Origin of the sequence: Bradyrhizobium sp. TM102 (genome assembly GCF_009176685.1) — a bacterium.
Lineage (GTDB): Bacteria > Pseudomonadota > Alphaproteobacteria > Rhizobiales > Xanthobacteraceae > Bradyrhizobium > Bradyrhizobium ottawaense.
Genome location: NZ_AP021855.1, coordinates 1,674,039 through 1,695,339, shown reverse-complemented (window position 1 = coordinate 1,695,339; position 21,301 = coordinate 1,674,039). Strand labels below are relative to the sequence as shown.

Below are 21,301 nucleotides of genomic sequence, written 5' to 3'. Positions count from 1 at the left end.
ATGCCCTCTGGACATAATCCCGGGGACATGCGTTGAGGCGCTATTTTCAGTACATGAAATATCGCTGCGCCATGGGCAGCACCTCGGCGGGTGCGCAAGTGAGCAATTCGCCGTCGGCGCGGACCTCATAGGTCTCCGGATCGACCTCGATATTGGGCGTGGCGTCGTTGTGGATCATGCTCTTTTTCGAGATCTTGCCGCGGGTGTTCTGCACGGCATAGAGCTTCTTGTCGATGCCGAGTTTTCGCGCGAGGCCGCCGGTGATCGCTGCCTTCGAGGTGAACACCACGGACGACGCGGTGCGCGCCTTGCCGAAGGCGCCGAACATCGGCTGGTAATGCACCGGCTGCGGCGTCGGGATCGAGGCGTTGGGATCCCCCATGGGCGCTGCGACGATGGTGCCGCCCTTGACGATGCAATCCGGCTTGACGCCGAAGAAGGCCGGCGACCACAGCACGAGATCGGCGAGCTTGCCCTTCTCGACCGAGCCGATCAGTTTCGACACGCCGTGCGCGATCGCGGGATTGATGGTGTATTTGGCGATGTAGCGCTTGACGCGAAAATTGTCGTTGTCCTTGCCCTTGTCCTGCGGCAGTGACCCGCGCTGCTTCTTCATCTTGTCCGCGGTCTGCCAGGTCCGGATGATGACCTCGCCGAGGCGGCCCATGGCCTGCGAGTCCGACGACATCATCGAGAGCGCGCCGAGATCGTGCAGGATGTCTTCGGCCGCGATGGTCTCCTTGCGGATACGACTCTCGGCGAATGCCAGATCCTCCGCGATCGAGGGATCGAGGTGGTGGCACACCATCAGCATGTCCAGATGCTCGTCGATGGTGTTGCGCGTGAAGGGCCGCGTCGGGTTGGTCGAGGACGGCAGCACGTTCTTGAGCCCTGCGACCTTGATGATATCCGGGGCGTGACCGCCGCCGGCGCCCTCGGTGTGGAAGGCATGGATGGTGCGGCCCTTGAACGCCTTGATCGTGTCTTCGACGAAGCCGGATTCGTTCAGCGTATCGGTATGGATCATCACCTGGATGTCGTGAGCATCGGCGACCGACAGGCAATTGTCGATCGCCGCCGGCGTCGTGCCCCAGTCTTCGTGCAGCTTCAGCGCGCAGGCGCCGGCCTTGATCATCTCGACCAGGGCAGCGGGCCGCGATGCGTTGCCCTTGCCGGAGATGCCGAGATTGACCGGGAAGGCGTCGAACGACTGAATCATCCGCCCCATATGCCACGGGCCCGGCGTGCAGGTCGTCGCGAAGGTACCGTGCGATGGGCCGGTGCCGCCGCCCAGCATCGAGGTGACGCCAGACATCAGCGCGTGCTCGATCTGCTGCGGGCAGATGAAATGGATGTGACTGTCGAAGCCGCCGGCAGTGAGGATTTTTCCTTCGCCGGCGATCACGTCGGTGCCGGGACCGATGATGATGGTGACGCCCGGCTGGATGTCGGGATTGCCGGCCTTGCCAACGCCTGCGATCATGCCGTCCTTGATCGCGACGTCGGCCTTGACGATGCCCCAGTGGTCGACGATCAGCGCATTGGTGATGACGGTGTCGGCCGCGCCCTGCTTGTTCGTCACCTGCGACTGCCCCATGCCGTCGCGGATCACCTTGCCGCCGCCGAACTTCACCTCCTCGCCGTAGGTGGTGAAATCCTTCTCGACCTCGATGATGAGGTCGGTGTCGGCCAGCCGCACCCTGTCACCGGTGGTCGGGCCGAACATGTCGGCATAGACGGAACGTTTTATCTTGACGGACATCACAAGCCCCGTTTGCGTTTGAATGTTTGGTGCCTCACAGCAAGGCCCTCGCTGCTTTCACGGCGTCGTCGAATTTCTCATCGAGCCAGGGATTGCCGCCGCGGCAGCCCGCAACGACCTGCGTGGCCCAGCCGGCGTAGTCGGCGAGATCGTCGCGCTCCTCTGCACTCGGATCGGTCTGAATGCGCGCGCCGATGTTGCTGATCTTGTCGGCGATCTTGATCAGCTTCGCGCCAGCAGATTTCTTCGGCGCATCGACAATCTGCAGACGCCGCCGCTCTGCCTTGGGAAGGCTCATGTCGTCGGTGCATTCGACGACGAGGGAGGCAGCACGCTCCGAGAATTTCTGCGCCAGCTCCTCGCGCGTGGTGGCGGTGTCCTCGATGGTGTCATGCAGCCAGCCGGCCGCGACCAGTTCGGCATCGGCGCCGTCGGTCGCGGTCGCCAGCAGGTTCGCGACCTCGGCGAGATGATTGATGTAGGGCTCGTTGCCGCGCCCCTTGCGCGCCATGCCATTGTGACGGTGCGCAGCGAGTTCGGCGGCTTCTGAGACGAGGCGGACGGGCGACAGCATGGCAAAGACCTCCGTTTCCGCCTCAACCGTGCCACACCGCGCTCGTTCCTGTGGGGTTCACAGCTTCCCCATCACGTCACCACGAAAACCGTAAATCGTCTTCTTGCCCGCCATGGCCACAAGCTGGACGTCGCGGGTCTGGCCGGGCTCGAAGCGGACGGCGGTGCCGGCGGCGATGTCGAGGCGCATGCCGCGGGACTTCTTGCGGTCGAATTTCAGCGCCGGGTTGGTCTCGAAGAAATGGTAGTGCGAGCCGACCTGGATCGGCCGATCACCGGTATTGGCCACCGTCAGCGTCACGGTCTTGCGGCCGGCATTGAGTTCGATCTCGCCGTCCTGGATGAAGAGTTCGCCGGGGATCATTCTATCCTCCTCGTCATTCCGGGGCTCGCGCAGCGAGAAGGCCGGAATCTCGAAACCAAAACATCTGGATTCCGGGTTCGCCCTGCGGGCGCCCCGGAATGACGAATTCGAATTACCTGATCGGCTCGTGGACGGTGACAAGCTTGGTCCCGTCCGGAAAGGTCGCCTCGACCTGGATGTCGTGGATCATCTCGGGAATGCCCGGCATCACCTGGTCGCGGGTGAGGACCTCAGCGCCGGATTGCATCAGCTCGGCGACCGTGCGGCCGTCGCGCGCGCCTTCGAGGATGAAATCGGAAATGATCGCGATCGCCTCGGGATGGTTGAGCTTGACGCCGCGATCCAGCCTTCGGCGGGCCACGATGGCCGCCATCGAGATCAGAAGCTTGTCCTTTTCGCGGGGAGACAGGTTCATGCAGAATCTCTTCCGTTCAACACGTCAATTCGGCCAATCAGTTCAGCCAGAGTCGCGGCAGGGCCGTTCCAGTGCGCGCCAGCACCGTCATCATGTCGACCCGCAACCGCGCCGCATCTTGGGCACAGAACCGGGCCATTGCAAAGCCATTCCACGCCGAGATTCCAACCTCGCCGGAGAATGAGTCCGACGCCTCGCGGATGCGCTCGACCAGGGCCTCGTCGCCGGGCACGATCAGCGCCGTGCCGATCGCGGCACCGCCTTTGGCGACGGCGGATCGCCCAAGTTTTGCGCCGATATTGCCGTCGAGCCTGATGGTCTCGGCGAACACCAGCCTGCCACCACGCCGTAGCCGCCAGCGGTCGACAAACTCACCCTGCTCCATCCGCTCGCCCATGGCAGTGCGGCCGAACACCACGATCTCGCAGAGCAGGAGCGAGGCGGCATCATCAAGCTCGATATCGAAACGGCGGTGGACCCGGGCGCGGTCAAACAGGATGGTCTCTTGCGGCAACCAGGACAGATGCGCACCTGCATCGACCTTCAAGGCAATGCTGAGCTGCGCCGCGGCCCCGGGCGCCCGATAGACCTTTTCAGCGGCGGCGGTCGTCAGCGTCAGGCGCGAGCCTTGGCCCGCCGTGATGTTGATATCGAAACTGTCGCCACCGGCAACGCCGCCTGCCGTGTTGACGAACACGCCGGAGAGCCCCTCGCCTTCCGGCGAGGGAAAGCGCACGCGCAGCGAGCCGGATTCATGCAAGACGCCGCGCCGCGTCACGCCGTCACGCGCATGGACGTCGAAACGCACCGCGCCGCGGGCACGGTTTGCCTCGAAAACCCCTGACGTGACCGAAACGTCGCTGCGCATCCGCCTCCCCCAGCCGATCGCGACAGAACTTCTTACAGCGCCATCTGGCGGCTGATCTCGCTCGCGTCCAAATTGGCGCGATCGCAGGTGAATTTCACCGCGCCGCGATCCATCACGGCAAAACTGTCGCCGAGTTCGCAGGCAAAGTCGAGATATTGTTCGACCAGCACGATGGCGATGTTGCCGAGGTTGCGCAAATAGGAGATGGCGCGGCCGATGTCCTTGATGATCGAAGGCTGGATGCCCTCGGTCGGCTCGTCGAGGAGCAGCAATTTCGGCCGCATCACCAGCGCGCGACCGATCGCGAGCTGCTGCTGCTGGCCGCCGGAGAGATCGCCACCGCGCCGGCCGAGCATGGATTGCAGCACCGGAAACAGCGAGAACACGTCGTCCGGAATATGCTTGTCCTCGCGCTTGAGCGGGCCGAAGCCGGTCTTGAGGTTCTCCTCGACCGTCAGCAGCGGGAAGATCTCGCGGCCCTGCGGCACGAAGCCGATGCCCTTGCGCGCCCGCTCATAGGGCTTCAGGCCGGTGATGTCGCTGCCGTCGAGCACGATCGCGCCCGACGAAATCGGATATTGCCCGACCATGGCGCGCAAGAGCGAGGTCTTGCCGACGCCGTTGCGCCCGAGCACGCAGGTCACCTTGCCCGGCTCGGCCGAGATCGAGACGCCGCGCAGCGCCTGCGCCGCGCCGTAGAACAGATTGATATCCTTGACCTCAAGCATCGCTCAGCGTCCCAGATAGACTTCGATGACCCGCTCGTTGGACGAGACCTGGTCGATGGTTCCTTCGGCCAGCACGGTGCCTTCGTGCAGACAGGTGACCTTGACGCCGAGCTCGCGCACGAAGGTCATGTCGTGCTCGACCACCATCACGGTGTGGGTCTTGTTGATCTCTTTCAGCAGCTCGGCAGTCAGATGCGTCTCGACGTCGGTCATCCCCGCGACGGGCTCGTCGACGAGGAGCAGTTTTGGGTCCTGCGCCAGCAGCATGCCGATCTCGAGCCACTGCTTCTGGCCGTGGCTGAGGCTGCCGGCGAAGCGGTTGCGGGCCTCGGTGAGACGGATCGTCTCCAGCACCTTGTCGATGCGCTCGGACTCGGCCTTGCTGCCGCGCCAGAACAGCGTGCCCTTGACGCTGTGGTCGACATTGAGCGCGAGCAGGAGGTTGTCCTGCACGGTTTGGCTCTCGAACACGGTCGGTTTCTGGAACTTGCGGCCGATGCCGAGCTCGGCGATGCGGGTCTCGTCCAGCCGCGTCAGATCGGTGACGCCGTCGAACAGCACCGTACCCTCGTCGGGCTTGGTCTTGCCGGTGATGATGTCCATCATCGTGGTCTTGCCGGCGCCGTTCGGGCCGATGATGGCGCGCATCTCGCCGGGCTCGAGCGTCAGCGACAGATTGTTGATGGCGTGGAAACCGTCGAAGGAGACGTGCACGCCGTCGAGATAGAGCATCGCGGAGGTTGCGCGGTTGTCCATGACGTTCATTTGCGCCTACTCCGCCATCTTGGGTTCGGTGACGCCGTCCTCGGCCGCAGCGCTCACGGTGGTCGCGGCGTTGCGTTTTTCTTTCGACTGGTCCCACCAGGCGTTGAAGGTGCCGACAATGCCCTTCGGCAGCAGCAGCGTCACCAGGATGAACAATGCGCCCAGCATGAACAGCCAGTACGGCGCGAGCACGCCCGAGGTGAAAAACGTCTTGGCGTAGTTGACGACGACGGCCCCGAGCGCGGCGCCGACCAGCGTGCCGCGGCCGCCGACCGCGACCCAGATCACCGCCTCGATCGAATTGCCGGGCGCGAATTCGCTAGGATTGATGATGCCGACCTGCGGCACGTAGAGCGCGCCGGCGACGCCGGCCATGCAGGCCGACACCGTGAACACGAACAGCTTGTAGGATTCGACGCGGTAGCCGAGGAAGCGCGTGCGCGACTCCGCATCACGCACCGCGATCAGCACCTTGCCGAGCTTGGAGGAGACGATCGCGCGGCAGATCAGGAAGCCTGCGATCAGTGCCAGACAGCTCAGCGCAAACAGCGCGGCGCGGGTGCCCTCCGCCTGCACGTTGAAGCCCAGGATGTCCTTGAAGTCGGTCAGGCCGTTGTTGCCCCCGAAGCCGAAGTCGTTGCGGAAGAAGGCAAGCAGCAGCGCATAGGTCATCGCCTGGGTGATGATCGACAGATACACGCCGGTGACGCGGGAGCGGAACGCGAGCCACCCGAAGCAGAAGGCGAGCAGGCCGGGCACGAGCAGCACCATCAGCGCCGCGAACCAGAACATGTCGAAGCCGTACCAGGTCCAGGGCAGCTTCGAATAGTTCAGGAACACCATGAAGTCGGGCAGGATCGGATTGCCGTAGACGCCGCGGGTGCCGATTTGCCGCATCAGATACATCCCCATGGCGTAGCCGCCGAGCGCGAAGAAGGCGCCGTGGCCGAGCGAGAGAATGCCGCAATAGCCCCAGATCAAATCGATCGAAAGCGCGAGGATCGCGTAGCAGACATATTTGCCCCAGAGCGCGACCAGATAGGTCGGCACCTGCAGGAACGAGCCCGCGGGCAGCAGCAAATTGGAGAGCGGGATGAGGATGCCGCAGGCCGCGACGACGGCAAGGAAGATCGTCGCGCTGCGGTCCAGCGATCGCGTCAGCATGTGAGGGGTCATGCTTCCACCGCACGGCCCTTGAGCGCGAACAGGCCGCGCGGGCGCTTTTGAATGAACAGGATGATGAGAACCAGGATGGCGATCTTGCCGAGCACGGCGCCGGCGACCGGCTCCAGGAACTTGTTGGCGATGCCGAGCGTGAAGGCGCCGACCAGCGTGCCCCAGAGATTGCCGACGCCGCCGAACACAACGACCATGAAGCTGTCGATGATGTAGCTCTGGCCGAGATTGGGGCTGACATTGTCGATCTGCGACAGCGCCACGCCGGCGATGCCGGCAATGCCGGAGCCGAGCCCGAAGGTCAGCGCGTCGACGCGCGAGGTGGCGATGCCCATCGAGGCCGCCATGCGGCGGTTCTGCGTCACCGCGCGCATCTCGAGGCCGAGCGCCGTGTAGCGCAGCATCGCGAGCAGGATCGCGAACACGGCGAGCGTGAACACGAGGATCCAGAGCCGGTTATAGGTGATGGTGATCTGGCCGAGCTCGAAGGCGCCGCTCATCCAGGAGGGATTGCCGACCTCGCGGTTGGTCGGGCCGAACATGGTGCGCACGGCCTGCTGCAGCACCAGCGACAGGCCCCAGGTCGCGAGCAGCGTCTCCAGCGGACGACCGTAGAGGAAACGGATGATGCTGCGCTCGATCAGCACGCCGATCGCGCCGGCGACGACAAAGGCCAGCGGCACCGCGATCAGCAGCGAATAGTCGAACAGGCCGGGATAGCGGGTGCGGATCACCTCCTGCACCGCGAAGGTGGTGTAGGCCCCGATCATCACCATCTCGCCATGCGCCATGTTGATCACGCCCATCACACCGAAGGTGATGGCGAGCCCGATCGCGGCGAGCAGCAGCACCGAGCCGAGCGAGAGGCCGTACCAGGCGTTCTGCACCATGGACCAGACCGCGAGCGAGTTCTGGATCGAGCCGATCGCGCTCGCGGCAGCCTTGGTCACCGACGCCGGCTGGTCGCCCATGCCTGTGAGCAGGGCCAGTGCCTCCTGGTCGCCGCGCCCCTTGAGGGTGGCCACCGCCTCCAGCTTCTCGACCTCGGTGGCATCAGGCTTGAACAGCAGGATGGCCGCGCGGGCGTCGCCGAGCGCAGCCTTGACGGATCTGTTGGTTTCCTTGGCGAGCGCGGCATCGACCGGCTCGAGCGCGGTCTCCTCATGCGACTTGAAGACGGATTGCGCGGCCTGCAGCCGTGTTCCGACGTCCGGCGACTGGAGCGTCAGGCTGCCGAGAGCTGCGTCGACGCTGCGGCGCAGGCGGTTGTTGAGGCGAACTGCGCTCGCGCTGTCGGGAACGCTGGCCACCGCCTGGCCGGTCGCGGCGTCGATCGACTTGCCGTCGGTACCGGTGACGTAAACCTTCTTGCTGTCAGGGTCGGCCATCAGGCGGCCGTCCTGAAGCGCACTGATGATGGGGAAAGCCAGCGGATTGCCGCTGCTTGCGACCACGCCGATCGCCTCGTCCGTATCGGAATAATCATCGTTGGCGAATTTGGCGACCGCATCCTCGAACGGACCGGCGAGGGCCGGCAGCGCGAACGCGATCAGGAACAACGAGAGCGCAAGCGAGCAGAGGCGCGCGGACAAATGGGCTGGCACTGTGAATGACCCCGGCAGAAATGAGTGGAGAAGGCGGCGGGATCGCCGCCTTCTCCGGGCGTGCTATGGCGTGTCAGATCAGGATCAGGAGCCCGAACCGAGGCACTTGTTGGTCTTGGTGTTGAAGTTGCCGCACTTCTTGCCGACCCAGTCGCCGACCAGGTCCTTGGAGCCGTCCAGTTCCTTCGACCAGGCATCGCCCGCGACGAGACCCGGGGTCTTCCAGACCACGTCGAACTGGCCGTTGCCCTTGATCTCGCCGATGAACACCGGCTTGGTGATGTGGTGGTTCGGCAGCATCTTCGACACGCCGCCGGTCAGGTTCTTGGCTTCGATGCCCGGGAGAGCGTCGATCACCTTGTCCGGATCAGTCGACTTCACCTTCTCGACCGCCTTGACCCACATGTCGAAGCCGATCACGTGCGCTTCCATCGGATCGTTGGTCACGCGCTTCGGGTTCTTGGTGTAGGCCTGCCATGCCTTGATGAACTTCTCGTTCTCCGGCGACTTGATCGACTGGAAGTAGTTCCAGGCGGCAAGATGGCCGACCAGCGGCTTGGTGTCGATGCCGGCGAGCTCTTCTTCACCCACCGAGAACGCGACGACCGGGATGTCCTTCGCCTTGATGCCCTGGTTGCCGAGTTCCTTGTAGAAGGGAACGTTGGCGTCGCCGTTGATGGTCGAGACCACCGCGGTCTTCTTGCCGGCCGAGCCGAACTTTTTGATGTCGGCCACGATCGTCTGCCAGTCGGAGTGACCGAACGGCGTGTAGTTGATCATGATGTCTTCCTGGGCGACACCCTTCGACTTCAGATAGGCTTCCAGGATCTTGTTGGTGGTGCGCGGATAGACGTAGTCGGTGCCCGCGAGCACCCAGCGCTTCACCTTCTCGTCCTTCATCAGGTAATCGACGGCGGGGATCGCCTGCTGGTTCGGCGCCGCACCCGTGTAGAACACGTTGCGCTCGCTCTCCTCACCCTCGTACTGCACGGGGTAGAACAGGATGTTGTTCAGCTCCTTGAAGACGGGCAGCACCGACTTGCGCGACACCGAGGTCCAGCAGCCGAACACGACCGAGACCTTGTCCTTGGTGATCAGCTCGCGCGCCTTTTCGGCGAACAGCGGCCAGTTCGACGCGGGGTCGACGACGACGGCCTCGAGCTTCTTGCCGAGAACGCCGCCCTTCTTGTTCTGCTCGTCGATCAGGAAAAGGATGGTGTCCTTCAGCGTGGTTTCGCTGATGGCCATGGTGCCGGAAAGGGAGTGCAGCACGCCGACCTTGATGGTGTCATCCGCGGCCTTCGCGCCAGTCAATGAAGCCAGACCCAGCACCAGTCCGGCGGTCGCGGCGAGCACGCCGCGGCGGCTAAATGACGCCGCTATATCGTGAGTGGATTTGCTAAACATGAGTGTCTCATCTCCCTGACGCAGACGTGAAAAACGCTGCGAAACGGCCCCACGGCCGCCTGCGATTAACGGATTCGCAAGAACCATGCCATGGCCTGGGCACCTTCCAACCAATTGGTTTTGCTAACAAAACTGGCCGAAATCAAAGTATCCCGACCTCAAGACAGCCTAAAAATTGAGCCATCCAAATGTATGCCAAAGCGGCAGGCTGGTCATTTTCTGAGCAAAATGGCCGTTCTGGCTAAATTTCCGGCATAACTATTTCTGCACCGCAATCGCCATTTTGAGCGAGCTTGCCTTGAAAGCGCCCCCTCGATGTTCCATATAAGCGGCCGAGACCTCTTGCGAATCACGGGGTCGTTGCGAGCCGCGTGTTCTTAAGCCCTTACGGGCCTCTGGCTTGCCCCATATCTCCCAAGCCATCCGACACCCCAAACACGCAGGTGTCTTCTCGACACCCTTTTGCGTGCGCCGCGCTGAATGCGCCGGGCGCCCGCTTTTGACATGGAAAGAACCCCTCTTTTGACTTCGTTTCAGGACTTCGGCCTCGCCGAACCCATCGCGCGCGCTCTTCAAGAAGAGAATTACGTCACCCCCACCCCCATCCAGGCCCAGACCATTCCCACGGCGCTGACCGGCCGCGACGTCGTCGGTATCGCCCAGACCGGTACCGGCAAGACCGCGTCCTTCGCACTGCCGATCCTGCACCGCCTGCTTGAGCACCGTATCAAGCCGCAGCCCAAGACGACCCGCGTCCTGGTGTTGTCGCCGACCCGCGAGTTGTCCGGCCAGATCCTCGACAGCTTCAACGCCTATGGCCGTCACATCCGCCTGTCCTCGACGCTCGCCATCGGCGGCGTTCCGATGGGCCGTCAGGTCCGCTCGCTGATGCAGGGCGTCGAAGTGCTGGTCGCCACCCCCGGCCGCCTGCTCGACCTCGTGCAGAGCAACGGGCTGAAACTGTCGAGCGTCGAGTTCCTCGTGCTCGACGAGGCCGACCGCATGCTCGACATGGGCTTCATCAACGACATCCGCAAAATCGTCGCCAAGCTGCCGATCAAGCGGCAGACGCTGTTCTTCTCGGCCACCATGCCGAAGGACATCGCCGAGCTGGCGAACGCGATGCTGCGGGACCCCGCCCGCGTCGCGGTGACCCCGGTCTCCTCGACCGCCGAGCGCATCAATCAACGCATCGTCCAGGTCGATTTCTCCGCCAAGCCCGCCTTCCTGACCAAGCTTCTGAAGGACGAGCCGGTCAACCGCGCCCTGGTCTTCACCCGCACCAAGCACGGCGCGGACAAGGTGGTGAAGTCACTCGAGAAGGCCGGCATCCCCGCCAGCGCCATCCACGGTAACAAGTCGCAGAACCATCGCGAACGGACGCTGGCCCAGTTCCGCTCGGGCGAGATCCGCACCCTGGTCGCCACCGACATCGCCGCCCGCGGCATCGACGTCGACGGCATCAGCCACGTCATCAATTTCGACCTGCCCAACGTGCCGGAAACCTACGTCCACCGCATCGGCCGCACCGCGCGCGCCGGCGCCGACGGCACCGCGATCTCGCTGGTCGCGGGCGGCGAGGAACTCAGCTATCTCCGTGACATCGAACGGCTGATCAAGGTGGCATTGCCGCGCGAAGATCTCCGCACCGACGCCGGCCGCCGCGATGCGGGTCCTCCCGCGCCGCAGCAACGACAGGGCCGCGGAGGCCGCCCGGGCCAACGTCCGCAAGGCGCAAGGCACGGCGAGGGACGCCACGGTGACGGGCGCCGTAGCGACGAACGACATTCCGACGGACGCCACCATAGCGCCGGCAAGCACGGCGATGGACGCCCCGGTGAAGGCCGACATGGCGGCGAAGCGCGACATGCTGACGGGCGGCCCGGCAATGGCCCGAAGGGCTCAAAGGGGTCTCGTCGTCCACGCTCTGGCGGGAAGCCGCATTCTTCTGCAGGCAGTCGTCCAGAACAGCGTTCCGCGCATAGCGCCGGGGCAGCTGATGGGATACAAGGCGTTGCCTTTTTGCGCCGTGAGAGTCGGCCGAACGGCCAACCGAACCGCAAACCCTATTCGCACTAGCCGTCCACGACCTGGAGAAATTCATGGCTAAGGAAGAGCTGATCCAGTTCGAAGGACTGGTCACCGAAATCCTCCCCGACGCACGCTACCGCGTGCAGCTCGACGCCGGACACGAGATCGTCGCCTATACCGCCGGCAAGATGAAGAAGAACCGCATCAAGACGCTGGCCGGCGACCGCGTGACGGTGGAGATGTCGCCCTATGACCTCGAGAAGGGCCGGCTGATTTTCCGCCACAAGGACGAGCGTCCCAGCGGGGTGGGTGGACCGCCTCGCCCGGGCCAGCGCGGCGGCCAGTTCCGCCGTCGCTAGGCGCTTGAGCGCGGAAGTAAGATTCCGACCTTTATGTGGATCCGCCGCGGACATCGCGGCGGATCAAAAAATCGTGCATGTCCGGATTGTTTTGAGGCCTCAATTCCGATAAAATGAATTTATCGATTTTCGGCCGGACGACATTAGCATCCACCGGTACAGCCGGTTCAGACACGCTGACGACCCTTCCAAAATTCGATCTAACCGGCCTGCGCAAGCAGGCTCTAACATTGTGTTATCTGAGAAGGGACTATCCCCGTGAGCATGGGAACCGTGAAGTGGTTTAACGCGACCAAGGGCTTCGGCTTCATTCAGCCCGACGACGGCGGCCAGGACGTGTTCGTCCACATCAGCGCTGTGGAGCGTGCGGGCCTCGGCACGCTGCGTGAAGGCCAGAAGCTTTCCTACGAGATCGTGGCCGACCGCCGTTCCGGCAAGTCGGCAGCGGACAACCTCCGCTCCGAAGGCTGAGTCCGCCGGGCGCTTGGCCCGATCGGCTCGCGCAAGCCAAAGAAAGCAAGAAGGCCGTGCGCAACGCACGGCCTTTTTCATTTTGGCGCCTGCTCGCCGATGTCAGCACGTCGTTTGGTTGTTGTTATCTGGGTAGGGATAGGGAACGCAGGCGACCTGACGCGGCCGGGTGTAGGACACATCGCTCAAGGGTAAGCTCGACTTCAACACATAGCCTACGGAAGGCGTGTAAGTGTAGCTTGCCTCGCTGAGTATGAGGTAGGTCGACGGAATCAACAGCGACGCAGGAATCATGCTGGTGACCTTGTCGCCGGGCTTGCGGGCCGAGGTCGCCAGCGTCGCTTGCGTCGCACCGCTCGCAATGGTGCCGGCCCTGCTCCACTGGATCGTGGCGATGCTGTTGGCATCGATCTGGATCTGGGAGACCGTGCCCTTCACCAGGGTAGCGTCGTAGGGCATGATGACCGAGATGCTCGCCGTGAACGTATCCTTCATGTCGGCATCGGTGAGCTTGACCGACTGCGATGCCAAATCGGACAGAGCCCGCGCGATCAACGTGACCTTGCGATCTATCGCCACGGCCGACGAAAACTCGACGGTGCCGAAGAACATCACCAGCATCAGCGGAACGATGACCGCAAATTCGGTCGCCGCGAGCGCGCGCTTGTCGGCGACGAAGTCGCGCACGGAACAACATCCATTCCGCCAGATATTCGCAATCGCCTGCATCGGTCCGCTCGGATCCATCTGTCTCAGAAGGGTTCGTTCTTGAAGGCCGTGGTCGCCACCATCAGCCGTTTGTTGCTGCACCCGATATTGTAACCGAGGCCGGTGACGATGAGCGGCCACTGATAGAACAGCCGCACCACGACCACCTGGCCGGAGGTCCCGGCACTGTACTGCATGCCGGTCGGGTTGAAATTGCAGGAATCGCCGTAGTTCGTCAGGCTTAGCGCCCCGAAGGAGCTGGTGCTCACGACGTCGACGTAGAGTTTGCTGCAATCAAACAGTGCCGGGATCTGCGTGCACACATAGGCCTTGAACGTCGTCTGGTCGCACGCCATGACAACGTTGGGCGTGGTCTGACAAGCCGCCACCGAACCGCCCTGCGCTTGCGCCTGGCCGGTCAGAATCGCGCGCGCGGAATTTTGCGAGATGGTCTCGAGCACCTGGCTCGCGAAGAACATGAGCGCCGTTTCGATGATGGCGAACAGCAGCCCGAAGAACATCGGCGCGACCAGGGCGAACTCGACGGCCGCGGAACCGCGGCGGTTGCCGCAAAACCGGCCCAGCGCTTTCCGGAGTGTGAACCTCGTAGGTGCAGGCGATGGCATCGCGTCAAATTCCCCAGCAACGGGCGATCAACTGTCCCGTTCAATAGCGGAAACTGATTGTTTAAGTGTTTCAGGCGATCCGCAGCCGGCGGACCGCGCCGTTAAGAATGCGTTAACCAGCAGCGCCCCGAGCCCACGGAAAGCGCGGCGGGCGCGCAGAGCCCTCTGGCTCGCATCTGCAAAGCGGTCTGCCAGGATACTGTCCGGGCAAACCCGCCGATCGGTGCCGCTAGTTGGACTTGGGCGGACCGCCACCACCACCGCTGGCGCTGGCGCTCAGCGAGCCGGCCTGGCTCATCGTGTTGTTGAAGTAGGTGTCGCTGTCGCCGAGCGTCACGCGACGCTGGCAAAGCGGCACGCAGCTGTAGGACTCGCGCTCGATCCCGCGATAGACGGTGACGAGCCGGTCGCTCGGACCTTCGACCTGGATCTGGCGATCGACCAGAATCTCGCCGGCCCGGTCGAGCGCGATGAAATTGGTGGCACCATAGCCCTTGCCGGTCACGACGATCATGCCGCCGGGCTGGAGCGTGACGTCGGCGATCAGGGGATTGCCGACCACGATGGTCGCCACCTTGCCGGGCAGCCGCACCAGCTTGGCCTGGTCGACATTGACAGCGATGGTGTCGGCGGTGGGGTCGGCAAGGCCGGCAGCCGGCGATGCCAGCACCGCGGCCGCAACCAGAAGACAAACGCGCGCCCGACGGCGCAGCAATTCTTTACGCATACTCTTACCCCCGGGACGTCACAAACCGGCAGAAGCGACTCGATACAACAGAGCCAGTGCCCGACCCGGCTAACCTGCCCTTAATTCGTGAACGTTCCGCAAACTCGCCGACTATTGTTTGAACAGACTGGCGTTTTACCGCCTTCGAGGCTAGCGGCGGAATGGATAGGCGAACTGGCCCGCGATCTCCTTCGGCATGGTCGCTTCGTCCTTGCCGTAATCCTGCGGCAGTTTACCCTCGGGCATACGGAAGGTGCCGAACAGAACGTCCCAGATCGGGAACGTGCCGGCAAAATTGGTGTCGCCGCCCTCCTCGAGCGAGGTGTGGTGCCAGCGGTGGAACACCGGCGTCGCCAACAAATATCTGAACGGCCCGAAGCTCCAGTTCAGGTTGGCGTGCACGAAGGCCGAATGGAAGGTCGTGAACGGGGCGAGCCAGACCATCGCGTTCGGGGAAATGCCGGCCATCAGCAGCACGACGTCGACGCCGATGGTGCCGAGCACGAGATTGACGGGATGGAAGCGGGCCGCCGAAATCCAGCTTATCTCCTCCGAGGAGTGATGGATCGCGTGGTACTTCCAGAACCCGCCGCCGTGGAACAGCCGGTGCAGCCAGTACAGCATGAAGTCGGACAGGACCAGGAACAATACGGCCTGGACCCAGAGCGGCATCAACGACAGCGGGCCGTGGCCATTGTCGTAGAAGGCGATGAGTTCGTCGGCGTCGTGGATGTTGAAGACGAGGCTCGCGCCGACGATCAGAAGTCCGATCCGCATCGTGCGGGCGAACACCGGAACGAAGAACCAGTAGCAGATGTCGGTGACGATCTCGCGCTTGCGCCACCACGGCGCGCCGGCATTGCAGGCCCAGAAATGCTCGAGCACGGTGAAGACCGCCGCGAGTGCGAAGGTGACGGGGATCACCTTGACGATGGTCTCGCCGAGCATCAGGGCGACTTGCATGGGCAGGCTCGACATCGTCGCCTCTCTTGCGAATTCCAGCTCTGTTACGCCTACGCCGCTAAATTTAAGGGAGCGTGAAGCCGGTGCTGCGCCGACGGTACATCTGGAACCGGAACGAATTACAGGCGCCGCCTTAAGACGAAATTCACTCTGGGCCAAAGCATCGCGCAGCAAGCGGGTTTGCCCGATCGAATTAACTCTACCGAAAGAGCTCGGCTCTCATGGTCATCGGGTCAAAGACGGCGCCGAACGAGGCGATCCCCACCCCAGATGGAGTTATGTTCATGAAGAACTTGATTGCACGTTTCGCGAAGGATGAATCCGGCGCCACCGCCATCGAATACGGTCTGATCGCCGCCGGCATCGCGCTGGCCATCATCACCGTCGTCAACAACCTCGGCACCACGCTGAACGCCAAGTTCACCTCGATCAGCAGCTCGCTGAAGTAAGCGACCGACGAACGACGGCAAAAGCCCCGGATCTCCGGGGCCTTTGTTTTTCCGAAGACGGCGAGTTTCCAGTGGCGTTGCGTAAGTACAGAACCGATGCCGCGATCGCGGCAAACGAGACGGCGGCGGCTCAGGCCGGCTCGCCGGTCTATTGGGTCTGCCTTGCGCTGCTGCTTGCGACGGCCGCGCTCGCCGTGCGCATTGCCAGCCTCTGGTAACGACGCGTTCCGCGGTTTCAGCCGCGTGGGTCGCTTGCTGCCGTTGTCGGTTTGTTTAGCACTGCCGGCTAGCATCGCCCGACGCCCAATTCCCGCGGCAAACCCAGGCCTCAAGACGCAGCCATGATCCTCGACCTTGCGCGCCTTCTGCTCTTTCCGGCCCTGATGGCGTTTGCAGCCGCGAGCGATCTCTTCACGATGACGATCTCGAACCGCGTGTCGCTGGCGCTGGTCGCTGGCTTCTTCGCACTTGCCCTCGCCGGTGGCATGGCACCTTACGAGATGCTCAGTCATGTCGGCGCCGGCGCGCTTCTTTTGGTCATCGCCTTCACCTGTTTTGCGATGGGCTGGGTCGGCGGCGGCGACGCCAAGGTCGCGGCCTCCGTCGCACTCTGGTTCGGCTTCGCACAACTGATGAACTTCCTGCTCTACGCCTCGCTGTTCGGCGGGGCGCTGACGCTGCTCCTGCTCCAGTTCCGGCAATGGCCGCTGCCCTACGGGCTGGCGGGCCAGGCCTGGCTCGCCCGGCTGCATGCCAAGGAGAGCGGCATCCCCTACGGCATCGCGCTCGCACTGAGTGCGCTGATGGTCTACCCGGAGACCGAATGGGTGAAGGCGATTGATCTCGCTCACCTCGCGCTGCGCTGAACGCACCGGGTAAACCCGGCGTTAAGGCGATTTAGATACGCCTCATTAACCATGCTTTGACGAATAGCTGGTCAACTGCCGATTACGGCGGCGTCAGCGTCGCGGCGTTTTGTTGGAAAGTGAAGCGTATGAATAGGGCACGCATTGTCGTCCTGGCGGTCGCCATCTGCGCCGGCGGTGTCGCCGCGTACCTGGCGAGCGGCTCGGACAATTCTGCGCCGCCTCCGGCGCCGGTCGCGCAGCTTCCGACCGTCGACGTCCTCGTGGCCAAGAACGACATCGGCCTCGGCCAGACCGTGAAGCCGGAAGATCTGCAATGGCAGACCTGGCCGGCCGCGACCGCCAGCGCCACCTTCATCCGCCGCAACGAGCGTCCCGAGGGCGTGACCCAGGTGACCGGTTCGATCGCGCGCGCCCCCTTCATTCAGGGTGAGCCGATCCGCGACCAGAAGCTGGTCAAGGCCGAGGGCTCCGGATTCATGGCGGCCATCCTGCCCAGCGGCATGCGGGCCATCTCGACCGAAATCTCGCCGGAGACCGGCGCAGGCGGCTTCATCCTGCCCAATGACCGCGTCGACGTCCTGCTCACGCGCCGCCTCAAGAACCCGGACCAGGCCTCCGGGGGCCAGGACGTCGTCACGTCCGAGATCATCCTGGTCAATGTGCGCGTCCTCGCCATCGACCAGGCCCCGAAGGAGAAGGACGGCCAGAACGCCGTGGTCGGCAAGACCGTGACCCTGGAACTCACTTCCGCACAGACCCAGGCGCTTTCTTCGGCCCGTCAGGCCGGAACGCTCTCGCTGGCGCTGCGCAGCATTGCCGACGTCAAGATGAGCGAGATCACGCTCGACGAATCCGCCCAGAAGCGCGACGGCGTCTCGATCATTCGCTACGGCATTCCGAGCTCGACGGCGAAAGCACGATGAGGACAGGCGACATGAAATGCAGGGCAGATATAGCGACGATGCGAACCTCATTGGTCCGCGCCCTGTCGTTCTCGGCCGCCTTCGCGCTGGCATTCAACCCGGTGCTGACCCCCGTGGTCGCCGCCGACTATCGCCCCGGCGCGCCGGCCGCTGCCGACGGTCAGATGAACGCCCGCTTCCTCTCGCTCGGCATCGGCAAGTCCGTGGTGATCGACCTTCCGCGCGACATCAAGGACGTGCTGGTCGCTGACCCCAAGATCGCCAATGCGGTGGTCCGCTCGGCGCAGCGCGCCTACATCATCGGCGCCGCGCTCGGCCAGACCAACATCGTGTTCTTCGATTCTGCAGGCCAGCAGATCGCGGCCTATGACATCGCCGTCAAGCGCGACCTCAACGGTGTGCGGGCGGCGCTGAAGCAGGTCCTGCCGCATTCAGACATCCAGATCGACGGACTCGGCGACGGCATCGTCCTGACCGGCACGGCGGCGAACCCGATGGAAGCGCAGCAGGCCAACGACCTCGCCGCGCGCCTGGCCGGCGGCGCCGACAAGGTGGTGAACTCGATCGTGGTCCGCGGCCGCGACCAGGTCATGCTCAAGGTGACGGTGGCCGAAGTCCAGCGCAACATCGTCAAGCAGCTCGGCATCGACCTGACCGCGAACCTCAACTACGGCACGTCGGTGGTGAGCTTCTCCAACTCGAATCCGTTCACCGCTCTCGGCCACAACCTCGTGGACGGCAACAATCTGACCACGAAGTTCGGCGCGGCGCCGTCGGTGCAGGCCACCCTGCGCGCGATGGAAACCGCTGGCGTGATCCGCACGCTGGCCGAACCGAACCTGACCGCGATCTCCGGTGAATCGGCAACGTTCATCGCCGGCGGCGAATTCCCGGTGCCGGCGGGCTATGCGTGCGATCCCACCACGCATGTCTGTACCACCCAGATCAGCTTCAAGAAGTTCGGCATCTCGCTCAACTTCACCCCCGTGGTGCTGAGCGAAGGCAAGATCAGCCTGCGGGTGATGACCGAGGTCTCGGAGCTGTCGAACGAGAATGCGATCACGCTGTCGCAGGCCGTGACCTCGACGTCGGTGAACTCGGTGACGGTGCCCTCGATCAGGACCCGCCGTGCCGAGACCTCGCTGGAAATTCCCTCCGGCGGCGCGATGGCGATGGCCGGCCTGATCCAGCAGCAGACCAAGCAGGCAGTCAGCGGATTGCCGGGACTGATGCAGCTCCCGGTCCTCGGCACGCTGTTCCGCAGCCGCGACTTCGTCAACAACGCGACCGAGCTGGTCGTGATCGTGACGCCCTACGTCGTTCGCGCGGTGGCGCCAAAGGACCTGTCGCGGCCGGATGACGGCTTCGCCCCGCCTGCGGATCCACAGGCCCAGCTGCTCGGCAATATCAACCGCATCTACGGCGTGCCCGGCCGGACCGAGCCGGCCAAGAACTACCGCGGCACCTACGGCTTCATCACCGACTGAGGCGGAACGGGGACTTCACGATGATCACAAGACCACCCCAGCTTCGCAAACGCGCCATCCGTCTCGGTGGCGCGCTCATCGGCATGGCGCTCGCGCTCGGCGGGTGCCAGCATGACGAAGCCGTCACGGCCTCCATTCCCGACGACTACAAGCAGCGCCATCCGATCGCGATCGAGGAGCAAAATCGTTCGATCGTCGTCTTCGTCGGCCATGCCCGCGGCGGATTGACCGCCGCCCAGCGCGCGGACGTGATGGGTGTCGCATCGGCATGGTTGCACGAAGGCACGGGCGCCATCCGTATCGACGTGCCGTCCGGCACGCCCAATGCGCGTCCGGTCGCGGACACGATGCGTGAAATCCAGGCGATGCTGGCGGGAGCAGGCGTTCCGCCGCGCGGCGTCAATGTTCGGCCCTACCAGCCGGAAGACAAGCGCTTCCTGCCGCCGATCCGGCTCACTTATTCCAAGATCGCCGCGGTCGCGGGTCCCTGCGGCCTGTGGCCGGAAGACGTCGGCCCTTCGATGAAGAACAAGAGGTGGTTCGAGAACAAGGACTACTACAATTACGGCTGCGCCTATCAGCGCAACCTCGCGGCGATGGTCGACAATCCGTCGGACCTCGAGCAGCCGCGGCCTGAAACTCCGTCCTACACGCCGCGGCGCATCACCGCTCTCGAGAAGTATCGCAAGGGTGTCACGACGACGACCACCTATCCCGAGGCCGACAAGGCCAAACTCAGCGACACCGGCAAATGATCAGCTACGCTCGCCAGATACACGAAGAGCAGCCGGACGCAGCTCCTCCGCCAGTCGAGGAGCATATTGCGCCCGCGCCGCGCGTCTCGGTCCAGGCCTTCTGCGAGACCGTGGAGACTGCTGCTGCGGTCCAGTCGGCCGGCGAAGACCGCCGTCTCGGCAAGGCCCATCTGAAGATCCAGATGGGGGGCATGGCCGCTGCAACCGAGGCCTACCGCTCGGCCCCGACGCCGAACGTCATCGTGCTCGAAAGCGACGGACGCAACGACCTGCTGGGCGGGCTCGACCAGCTCGCCACCGTCTGCGACGCCGGCACCCGCGTGGTCGTGATCGGCCGCATCAACGACGTCACACTCTACCGTGAGCTGGTGCGACGCGGTGTCAGCGACTACGTGCTCGCGCCGGTCGGCGCGATCGATGTCGTGCGCTCGATCTGCAACCTGTTTTCCGCACCGGAAGCCAAGGCGGTCGGCCGCATCATCGCCGTGGTCGGCGCCAAGGGCGGCGTCGGGGCTTCCACCATCTCCCATAATATCGCCTGGGCGATCGCGCGCGACCTCGCCATGGACGCCGTCGTCGCCGATCTCGACCTCGCCTTCGGCACCGCCGGGCTCGACTACAACCAGGACCCGCCGCAGGGCATTGCCGACGCCGTGTTCTCGCCCGATCGCGTCGACACCGCCTTCATCGACCGCCTGCTGTCGAAATGCACCGACCATCTCAGCCTGCTGGCGGCGCCGGCGACGCTCGACCGGGTCTATGATTTCGGCACCGACGCCTTCGACGCCGTGTTCGACACCCTGCGCTCCACCATGCCCTGCATCGTGCTCGACATACCGCATCAATGGTCGGGCTGGACCAAGCGCGCCCTGATCGGAGCGGACGACATCCTGATCGTGGCCGCGCCCGACCTCGCCAATTTGCGCAATACCAAGAACCTGTTCGATCTGTTGAAGGCCGCGCGCCCCAACGACCGGCCACCGCTCTACTGCCTGAACCAGGTCGGCGTGCCGAAACGCCCCGAAATCGCCGCCGCGGAGTTCGCCAAGGCGATCGAGAGCCAGCCGATCGTCTCGATCCCGTTCGAGCCGCAGATCTTCGGCTCGGCCGCCAACAACGGCCAGATGATCGCGGAGATCTCCGCCAACCACAAGTCGATCGAGATGTTCCTTCAGATCGCCCAGCGCCTGACCGGCCGAAGCGAGACCAAGAAGCAAAAGTCGTCCCTGCTTTCACCCCTGATTGACAAGTTGCGGGGAAAATAAGCCGCC

24 protein-coding genes are annotated in these 21,301 nt (G+C 63.9%); 10 read left to right on the top strand and 14 right to left on the bottom strand.

Annotated elements, in window-relative coordinates; all coding sequences use genetic code 11:
- Positions 1–46: 46 nt before the first annotated feature.
- The 10 genes from ureC to urtA form a co-directional block, all read right to left on the bottom strand.
- Positions 47–1,762 (bottom strand): urease subunit alpha, encoded by a 1,716-nt coding sequence (ureC, locus tag GDN70_RS07940; protein ID WP_097668322.1) that lies wholly within the window; start codon positions 1,760–1,762, stop codon positions 47–49.
- 34 nt (positions 1,763–1,796) lie between these two features.
- A complete protein-coding gene (locus tag GDN70_RS07935) occupies positions 1,797–2,336 on the bottom strand; it encodes an HD domain-containing protein (protein WP_038971343.1) in 540 nt (179 codons plus the stop codon).
- 57 nt (positions 2,337–2,393) lie between these two features.
- Positions 2,394–2,699, bottom strand: a complete 306-nt coding sequence (locus GDN70_RS07930; RefSeq protein ID WP_035708642.1) for an urease subunit beta — start codon at positions 2,697–2,699, stop codon at positions 2,394–2,396.
- A 112-nt stretch (positions 2,700–2,811) separates the two neighbouring features.
- A complete protein-coding gene (locus GDN70_RS07925; RefSeq protein WP_028142087.1) occupies positions 2,812–3,114 on the bottom strand; it encodes an urease subunit gamma in 303 nt (100 codons plus the stop codon).
- Between the two features lie 37 nt (positions 3,115–3,151).
- Positions 3,152–3,982, bottom strand: a complete 831-nt coding sequence (locus tag GDN70_RS07920; protein ID WP_028142088.1) for an urease accessory protein UreD — start codon at positions 3,980–3,982, stop codon at positions 3,152–3,154.
- A gap of 32 nt (positions 3,983–4,014) precedes the next feature.
- Positions 4,015–4,710 (bottom strand): urea ABC transporter ATP-binding subunit UrtE, encoded by a 696-nt coding sequence (gene urtE, locus GDN70_RS07915; RefSeq protein WP_018318770.1) that lies wholly within the window; start codon positions 4,708–4,710, stop codon positions 4,015–4,017.
- Between the two features lie 3 nt (positions 4,711–4,713).
- Complete coding sequence (gene urtD, locus GDN70_RS07910; RefSeq protein WP_028142089.1) at positions 4,714–5,475, bottom strand: urea ABC transporter ATP-binding protein UrtD; 762 nt, start codon at positions 5,473–5,475, stop codon at positions 4,714–4,716.
- Between the two features lie 6 nt (positions 5,476–5,481).
- Positions 5,482–6,651: an urea ABC transporter permease subunit UrtC gene (urtC, locus tag GDN70_RS07905; RefSeq protein WP_028142090.1), complete on the bottom strand. Its 1,170-nt coding sequence runs from the start codon at positions 6,649–6,651 to the stop codon at positions 5,482–5,484.
- On the bottom strand, positions 6,648–8,255 hold the full coding sequence (gene urtB, locus GDN70_RS07900; protein WP_028142091.1) for an urea ABC transporter permease subunit UrtB: 1,608 nt from the start codon (positions 8,253–8,255) through the stop codon (positions 6,648–6,650). The genes urtC and urtB overlap by 4 nt, the downstream gene beginning before the upstream one ends.
- 84 nt (positions 8,256–8,339) lie before the next feature.
- Positions 8,340–9,662 carry an urea ABC transporter substrate-binding protein gene (gene urtA / locus GDN70_RS07895; RefSeq protein ID WP_026202068.1) on the bottom strand — a complete coding sequence of 441 codons (1,323 nt, stop codon included), beginning with the start codon at positions 9,660–9,662 and terminating at the stop codon, positions 8,340–8,342.
- Between the two features lie 480 nt (positions 9,663–10,142).
- Between urtA and GDN70_RS07890 the strand changes: the two genes are divergently transcribed.
- The 3 genes from GDN70_RS07890 to GDN70_RS07880 all read left to right on the top strand — a co-directional run bounded on the left by GDN70_RS07890 (position 10,143) and on the right by GDN70_RS07880 (position 12,523).
- Complete coding sequence (locus tag GDN70_RS07890) at positions 10,143–11,741, top strand: DEAD/DEAH box helicase (RefSeq protein WP_050995607.1); 1,599 nt, start codon at positions 10,143–10,145, stop codon at positions 11,739–11,741.
- 23 nt (positions 11,742–11,764) lie between these two features.
- A complete protein-coding gene (gene infA, locus GDN70_RS07885) occupies positions 11,765–12,052 on the top strand; it encodes a translation initiation factor IF-1 (protein ID WP_008131890.1) in 288 nt (95 codons plus the stop codon).
- 258 nt (positions 12,053–12,310) lie between these two features.
- The gene (locus GDN70_RS07880; RefSeq protein WP_028142093.1) at positions 12,311–12,523 is read left to right on the top strand and encodes a cold-shock protein; all 213 of its coding nucleotides are present in this window, start codon (positions 12,311–12,313) and stop codon (positions 12,521–12,523) included.
- Positions 12,524–12,625: 102 nt separating this feature from the next.
- Here GDN70_RS07880 and GDN70_RS07875 read toward each other — a convergent pair whose 3' ends face one another.
- The 4 genes from GDN70_RS07875 to GDN70_RS07860 form a co-directional block, all read right to left on the bottom strand.
- Positions 12,626–13,252 carry a TadE/TadG family type IV pilus assembly protein gene (locus tag GDN70_RS07875; protein WP_028142094.1) on the bottom strand — a complete coding sequence of 209 codons (627 nt, stop codon included), beginning with the start codon at positions 13,250–13,252 and terminating at the stop codon, positions 12,626–12,628.
- Positions 13,253–13,275: 23 nt separating this feature from the next.
- Positions 13,276–13,857, bottom strand: a complete 582-nt coding sequence (locus tag GDN70_RS07870) for a TadE/TadG family type IV pilus assembly protein (protein WP_038950038.1) — start codon at positions 13,855–13,857, stop codon at positions 13,276–13,278.
- A 229-nt stretch (positions 13,858–14,086) separates the two neighbouring features.
- On the bottom strand, positions 14,087–14,584 hold the full coding sequence (locus GDN70_RS07865; RefSeq protein WP_038950036.1) for a pilus assembly protein N-terminal domain-containing protein: 498 nt from the start codon (positions 14,582–14,584) through the stop codon (positions 14,087–14,089).
- Positions 14,585–14,734: 150 nt separating this feature from the next.
- On the bottom strand, positions 14,735–15,562 hold the full coding sequence (locus tag GDN70_RS07860; protein WP_028142097.1) for a sterol desaturase family protein: 828 nt from the start codon (positions 15,560–15,562) through the stop codon (positions 14,735–14,737).
- A 269-nt stretch (positions 15,563–15,831) separates the two neighbouring features.
- On the opposite strand from GDN70_RS07860, the gene GDN70_RS07855 reads away from it, so the two are divergent.
- From GDN70_RS07855 to GDN70_RS07830, 7 genes are all read left to right on the top strand, one after another.
- A complete protein-coding gene (locus tag GDN70_RS07855; protein ID WP_007599783.1) occupies positions 15,832–15,996 on the top strand; it encodes a Flp family type IVb pilin in 165 nt (54 codons plus the stop codon).
- A gap of 71 nt (positions 15,997–16,067) precedes the next feature.
- The gene (locus GDN70_RS34870) at positions 16,068–16,214 is read left to right on the top strand and encodes a hypothetical protein (RefSeq protein WP_162832269.1); all 147 of its coding nucleotides are present in this window, start codon (positions 16,068–16,070) and stop codon (positions 16,212–16,214) included.
- A 123-nt stretch (positions 16,215–16,337) separates the two neighbouring features.
- Positions 16,338–16,862, top strand: a complete 525-nt coding sequence (locus tag GDN70_RS07850; RefSeq protein WP_028142098.1) for a prepilin peptidase — start codon at positions 16,338–16,340, stop codon at positions 16,860–16,862.
- Between the two features lie 128 nt (positions 16,863–16,990).
- Entirely contained in the window at positions 16,991–17,788 is a 798-nt protein-coding gene (gene cpaB, locus GDN70_RS07845) for a Flp pilus assembly protein CpaB (protein WP_028142099.1), read from the top strand.
- 11 nt (positions 17,789–17,799) lie between these two features.
- On the top strand, positions 17,800–19,275 hold the full coding sequence (locus GDN70_RS07840) for a type II and III secretion system protein family protein (RefSeq protein WP_028142100.1): 1,476 nt from the start codon (positions 17,800–17,802) through the stop codon (positions 19,273–19,275).
- A 20-nt stretch (positions 19,276–19,295) separates the two neighbouring features.
- Positions 19,296–20,030, top strand: coding sequence for a CpaD family pilus assembly protein (locus tag GDN70_RS07835; protein ID WP_028142101.1), 735 nt, complete (start codon positions 19,296–19,298; stop codon positions 20,028–20,030).
- A complete protein-coding gene (locus tag GDN70_RS07830) occupies positions 20,027–21,295 on the top strand; it encodes an AAA family ATPase (protein WP_095424672.1) in 1,269 nt (422 codons plus the stop codon). The genes GDN70_RS07835 and GDN70_RS07830 overlap by 4 nt, the downstream gene beginning before the upstream one ends.
- The last annotated feature ends 6 nt before the right edge of the window (positions 21,296–21,301 follow it).

Coding starts and splice junctions, on each gene's coding strand:
- GDN70_RS07920 (WP_028142088.1), bottom strand. CDS start 3,982: ATGCGCAGCGACGTTTCGGTCACGTCAGGGGTTTTCGAGGCAAACCGT.
- infA (WP_008131890.1), top strand. CDS start 11,765: ATGGCTAAGGAAGAGCTGATCCAGTTCGAAGGACTGGTCACCGAAATC.
- GDN70_RS07850 (WP_028142098.1), top strand. CDS start 16,338: ATGATCCTCGACCTTGCGCGCCTTCTGCTCTTTCCGGCCCTGATGGCG.
- GDN70_RS07855 (WP_007599783.1), top strand. CDS start 15,832: ATGAAGAACTTGATTGCACGTTTCGCGAAGGATGAATCCGGCGCCACC.
- GDN70_RS07835 (WP_028142101.1), top strand. CDS start 19,296: ATGATCACAAGACCACCCCAGCTTCGCAAACGCGCCATCCGTCTCGGT.
- GDN70_RS07870 (WP_038950038.1), bottom strand. CDS start 13,857: ATGCCATCGCCTGCACCTACGAGGTTCACACTCCGGAAAGCGCTGGGC.
- urtA (WP_026202068.1), bottom strand. CDS start 9,662: ATGTTTAGCAAATCCACTCACGATATAGCGGCGTCATTTAGCCGCCGC.
- GDN70_RS07930 (WP_035708642.1), bottom strand. CDS start 2,699: ATGATCCCCGGCGAACTCTTCATCCAGGACGGCGAGATCGAACTCAAT.
- GDN70_RS07830 (WP_095424672.1), top strand. CDS start 20,027: ATGATCAGCTACGCTCGCCAGATACACGAAGAGCAGCCGGACGCAGCT.
- ureC (WP_097668322.1), bottom strand. CDS start 1,762: ATGTCCGTCAAGATAAAACGTTCCGTCTATGCCGACATGTTCGGCCCG.
- GDN70_RS07890 (WP_050995607.1), top strand. CDS start 10,143: ATGCGCCGGGCGCCCGCTTTTGACATGGAAAGAACCCCTCTTTTGACT.
- GDN70_RS07925 (WP_028142087.1), bottom strand. CDS start 3,114: ATGAACCTGTCTCCCCGCGAAAAGGACAAGCTTCTGATCTCGATGGCG.
- GDN70_RS07860 (WP_028142097.1), bottom strand. CDS start 15,562: ATGTCGAGCCTGCCCATGCAAGTCGCCCTGATGCTCGGCGAGACCATC.
- GDN70_RS07935 (WP_038971343.1), bottom strand. CDS start 2,336: ATGCTGTCGCCCGTCCGCCTCGTCTCAGAAGCCGCCGAACTCGCTGCG.
- GDN70_RS07875 (WP_028142094.1), bottom strand. CDS start 13,252: ATGCAGGCGATTGCGAATATCTGGCGGAATGGATGTTGTTCCGTGCGC.
- cpaB (WP_028142099.1), top strand. CDS start 16,991: ATGAATAGGGCACGCATTGTCGTCCTGGCGGTCGCCATCTGCGCCGGC.
- GDN70_RS07865 (WP_038950036.1), bottom strand. CDS start 14,584: ATGCGTAAAGAATTGCTGCGCCGTCGGGCGCGCGTTTGTCTTCTGGTT.
- urtC (WP_028142090.1), bottom strand. CDS start 6,651: ATGACCCCTCACATGCTGACGCGATCGCTGGACCGCAGCGCGACGATC.
- GDN70_RS07840 (WP_028142100.1), top strand. CDS start 17,800: ATGAAATGCAGGGCAGATATAGCGACGATGCGAACCTCATTGGTCCGC.
- urtE (WP_018318770.1), bottom strand. CDS start 4,710: ATGCTTGAGGTCAAGGATATCAATCTGTTCTACGGCGCGGCGCAGGCG.
- urtD (WP_028142089.1), bottom strand. CDS start 5,475: ATGAACGTCATGGACAACCGCGCAACCTCCGCGATGCTCTATCTCGAC.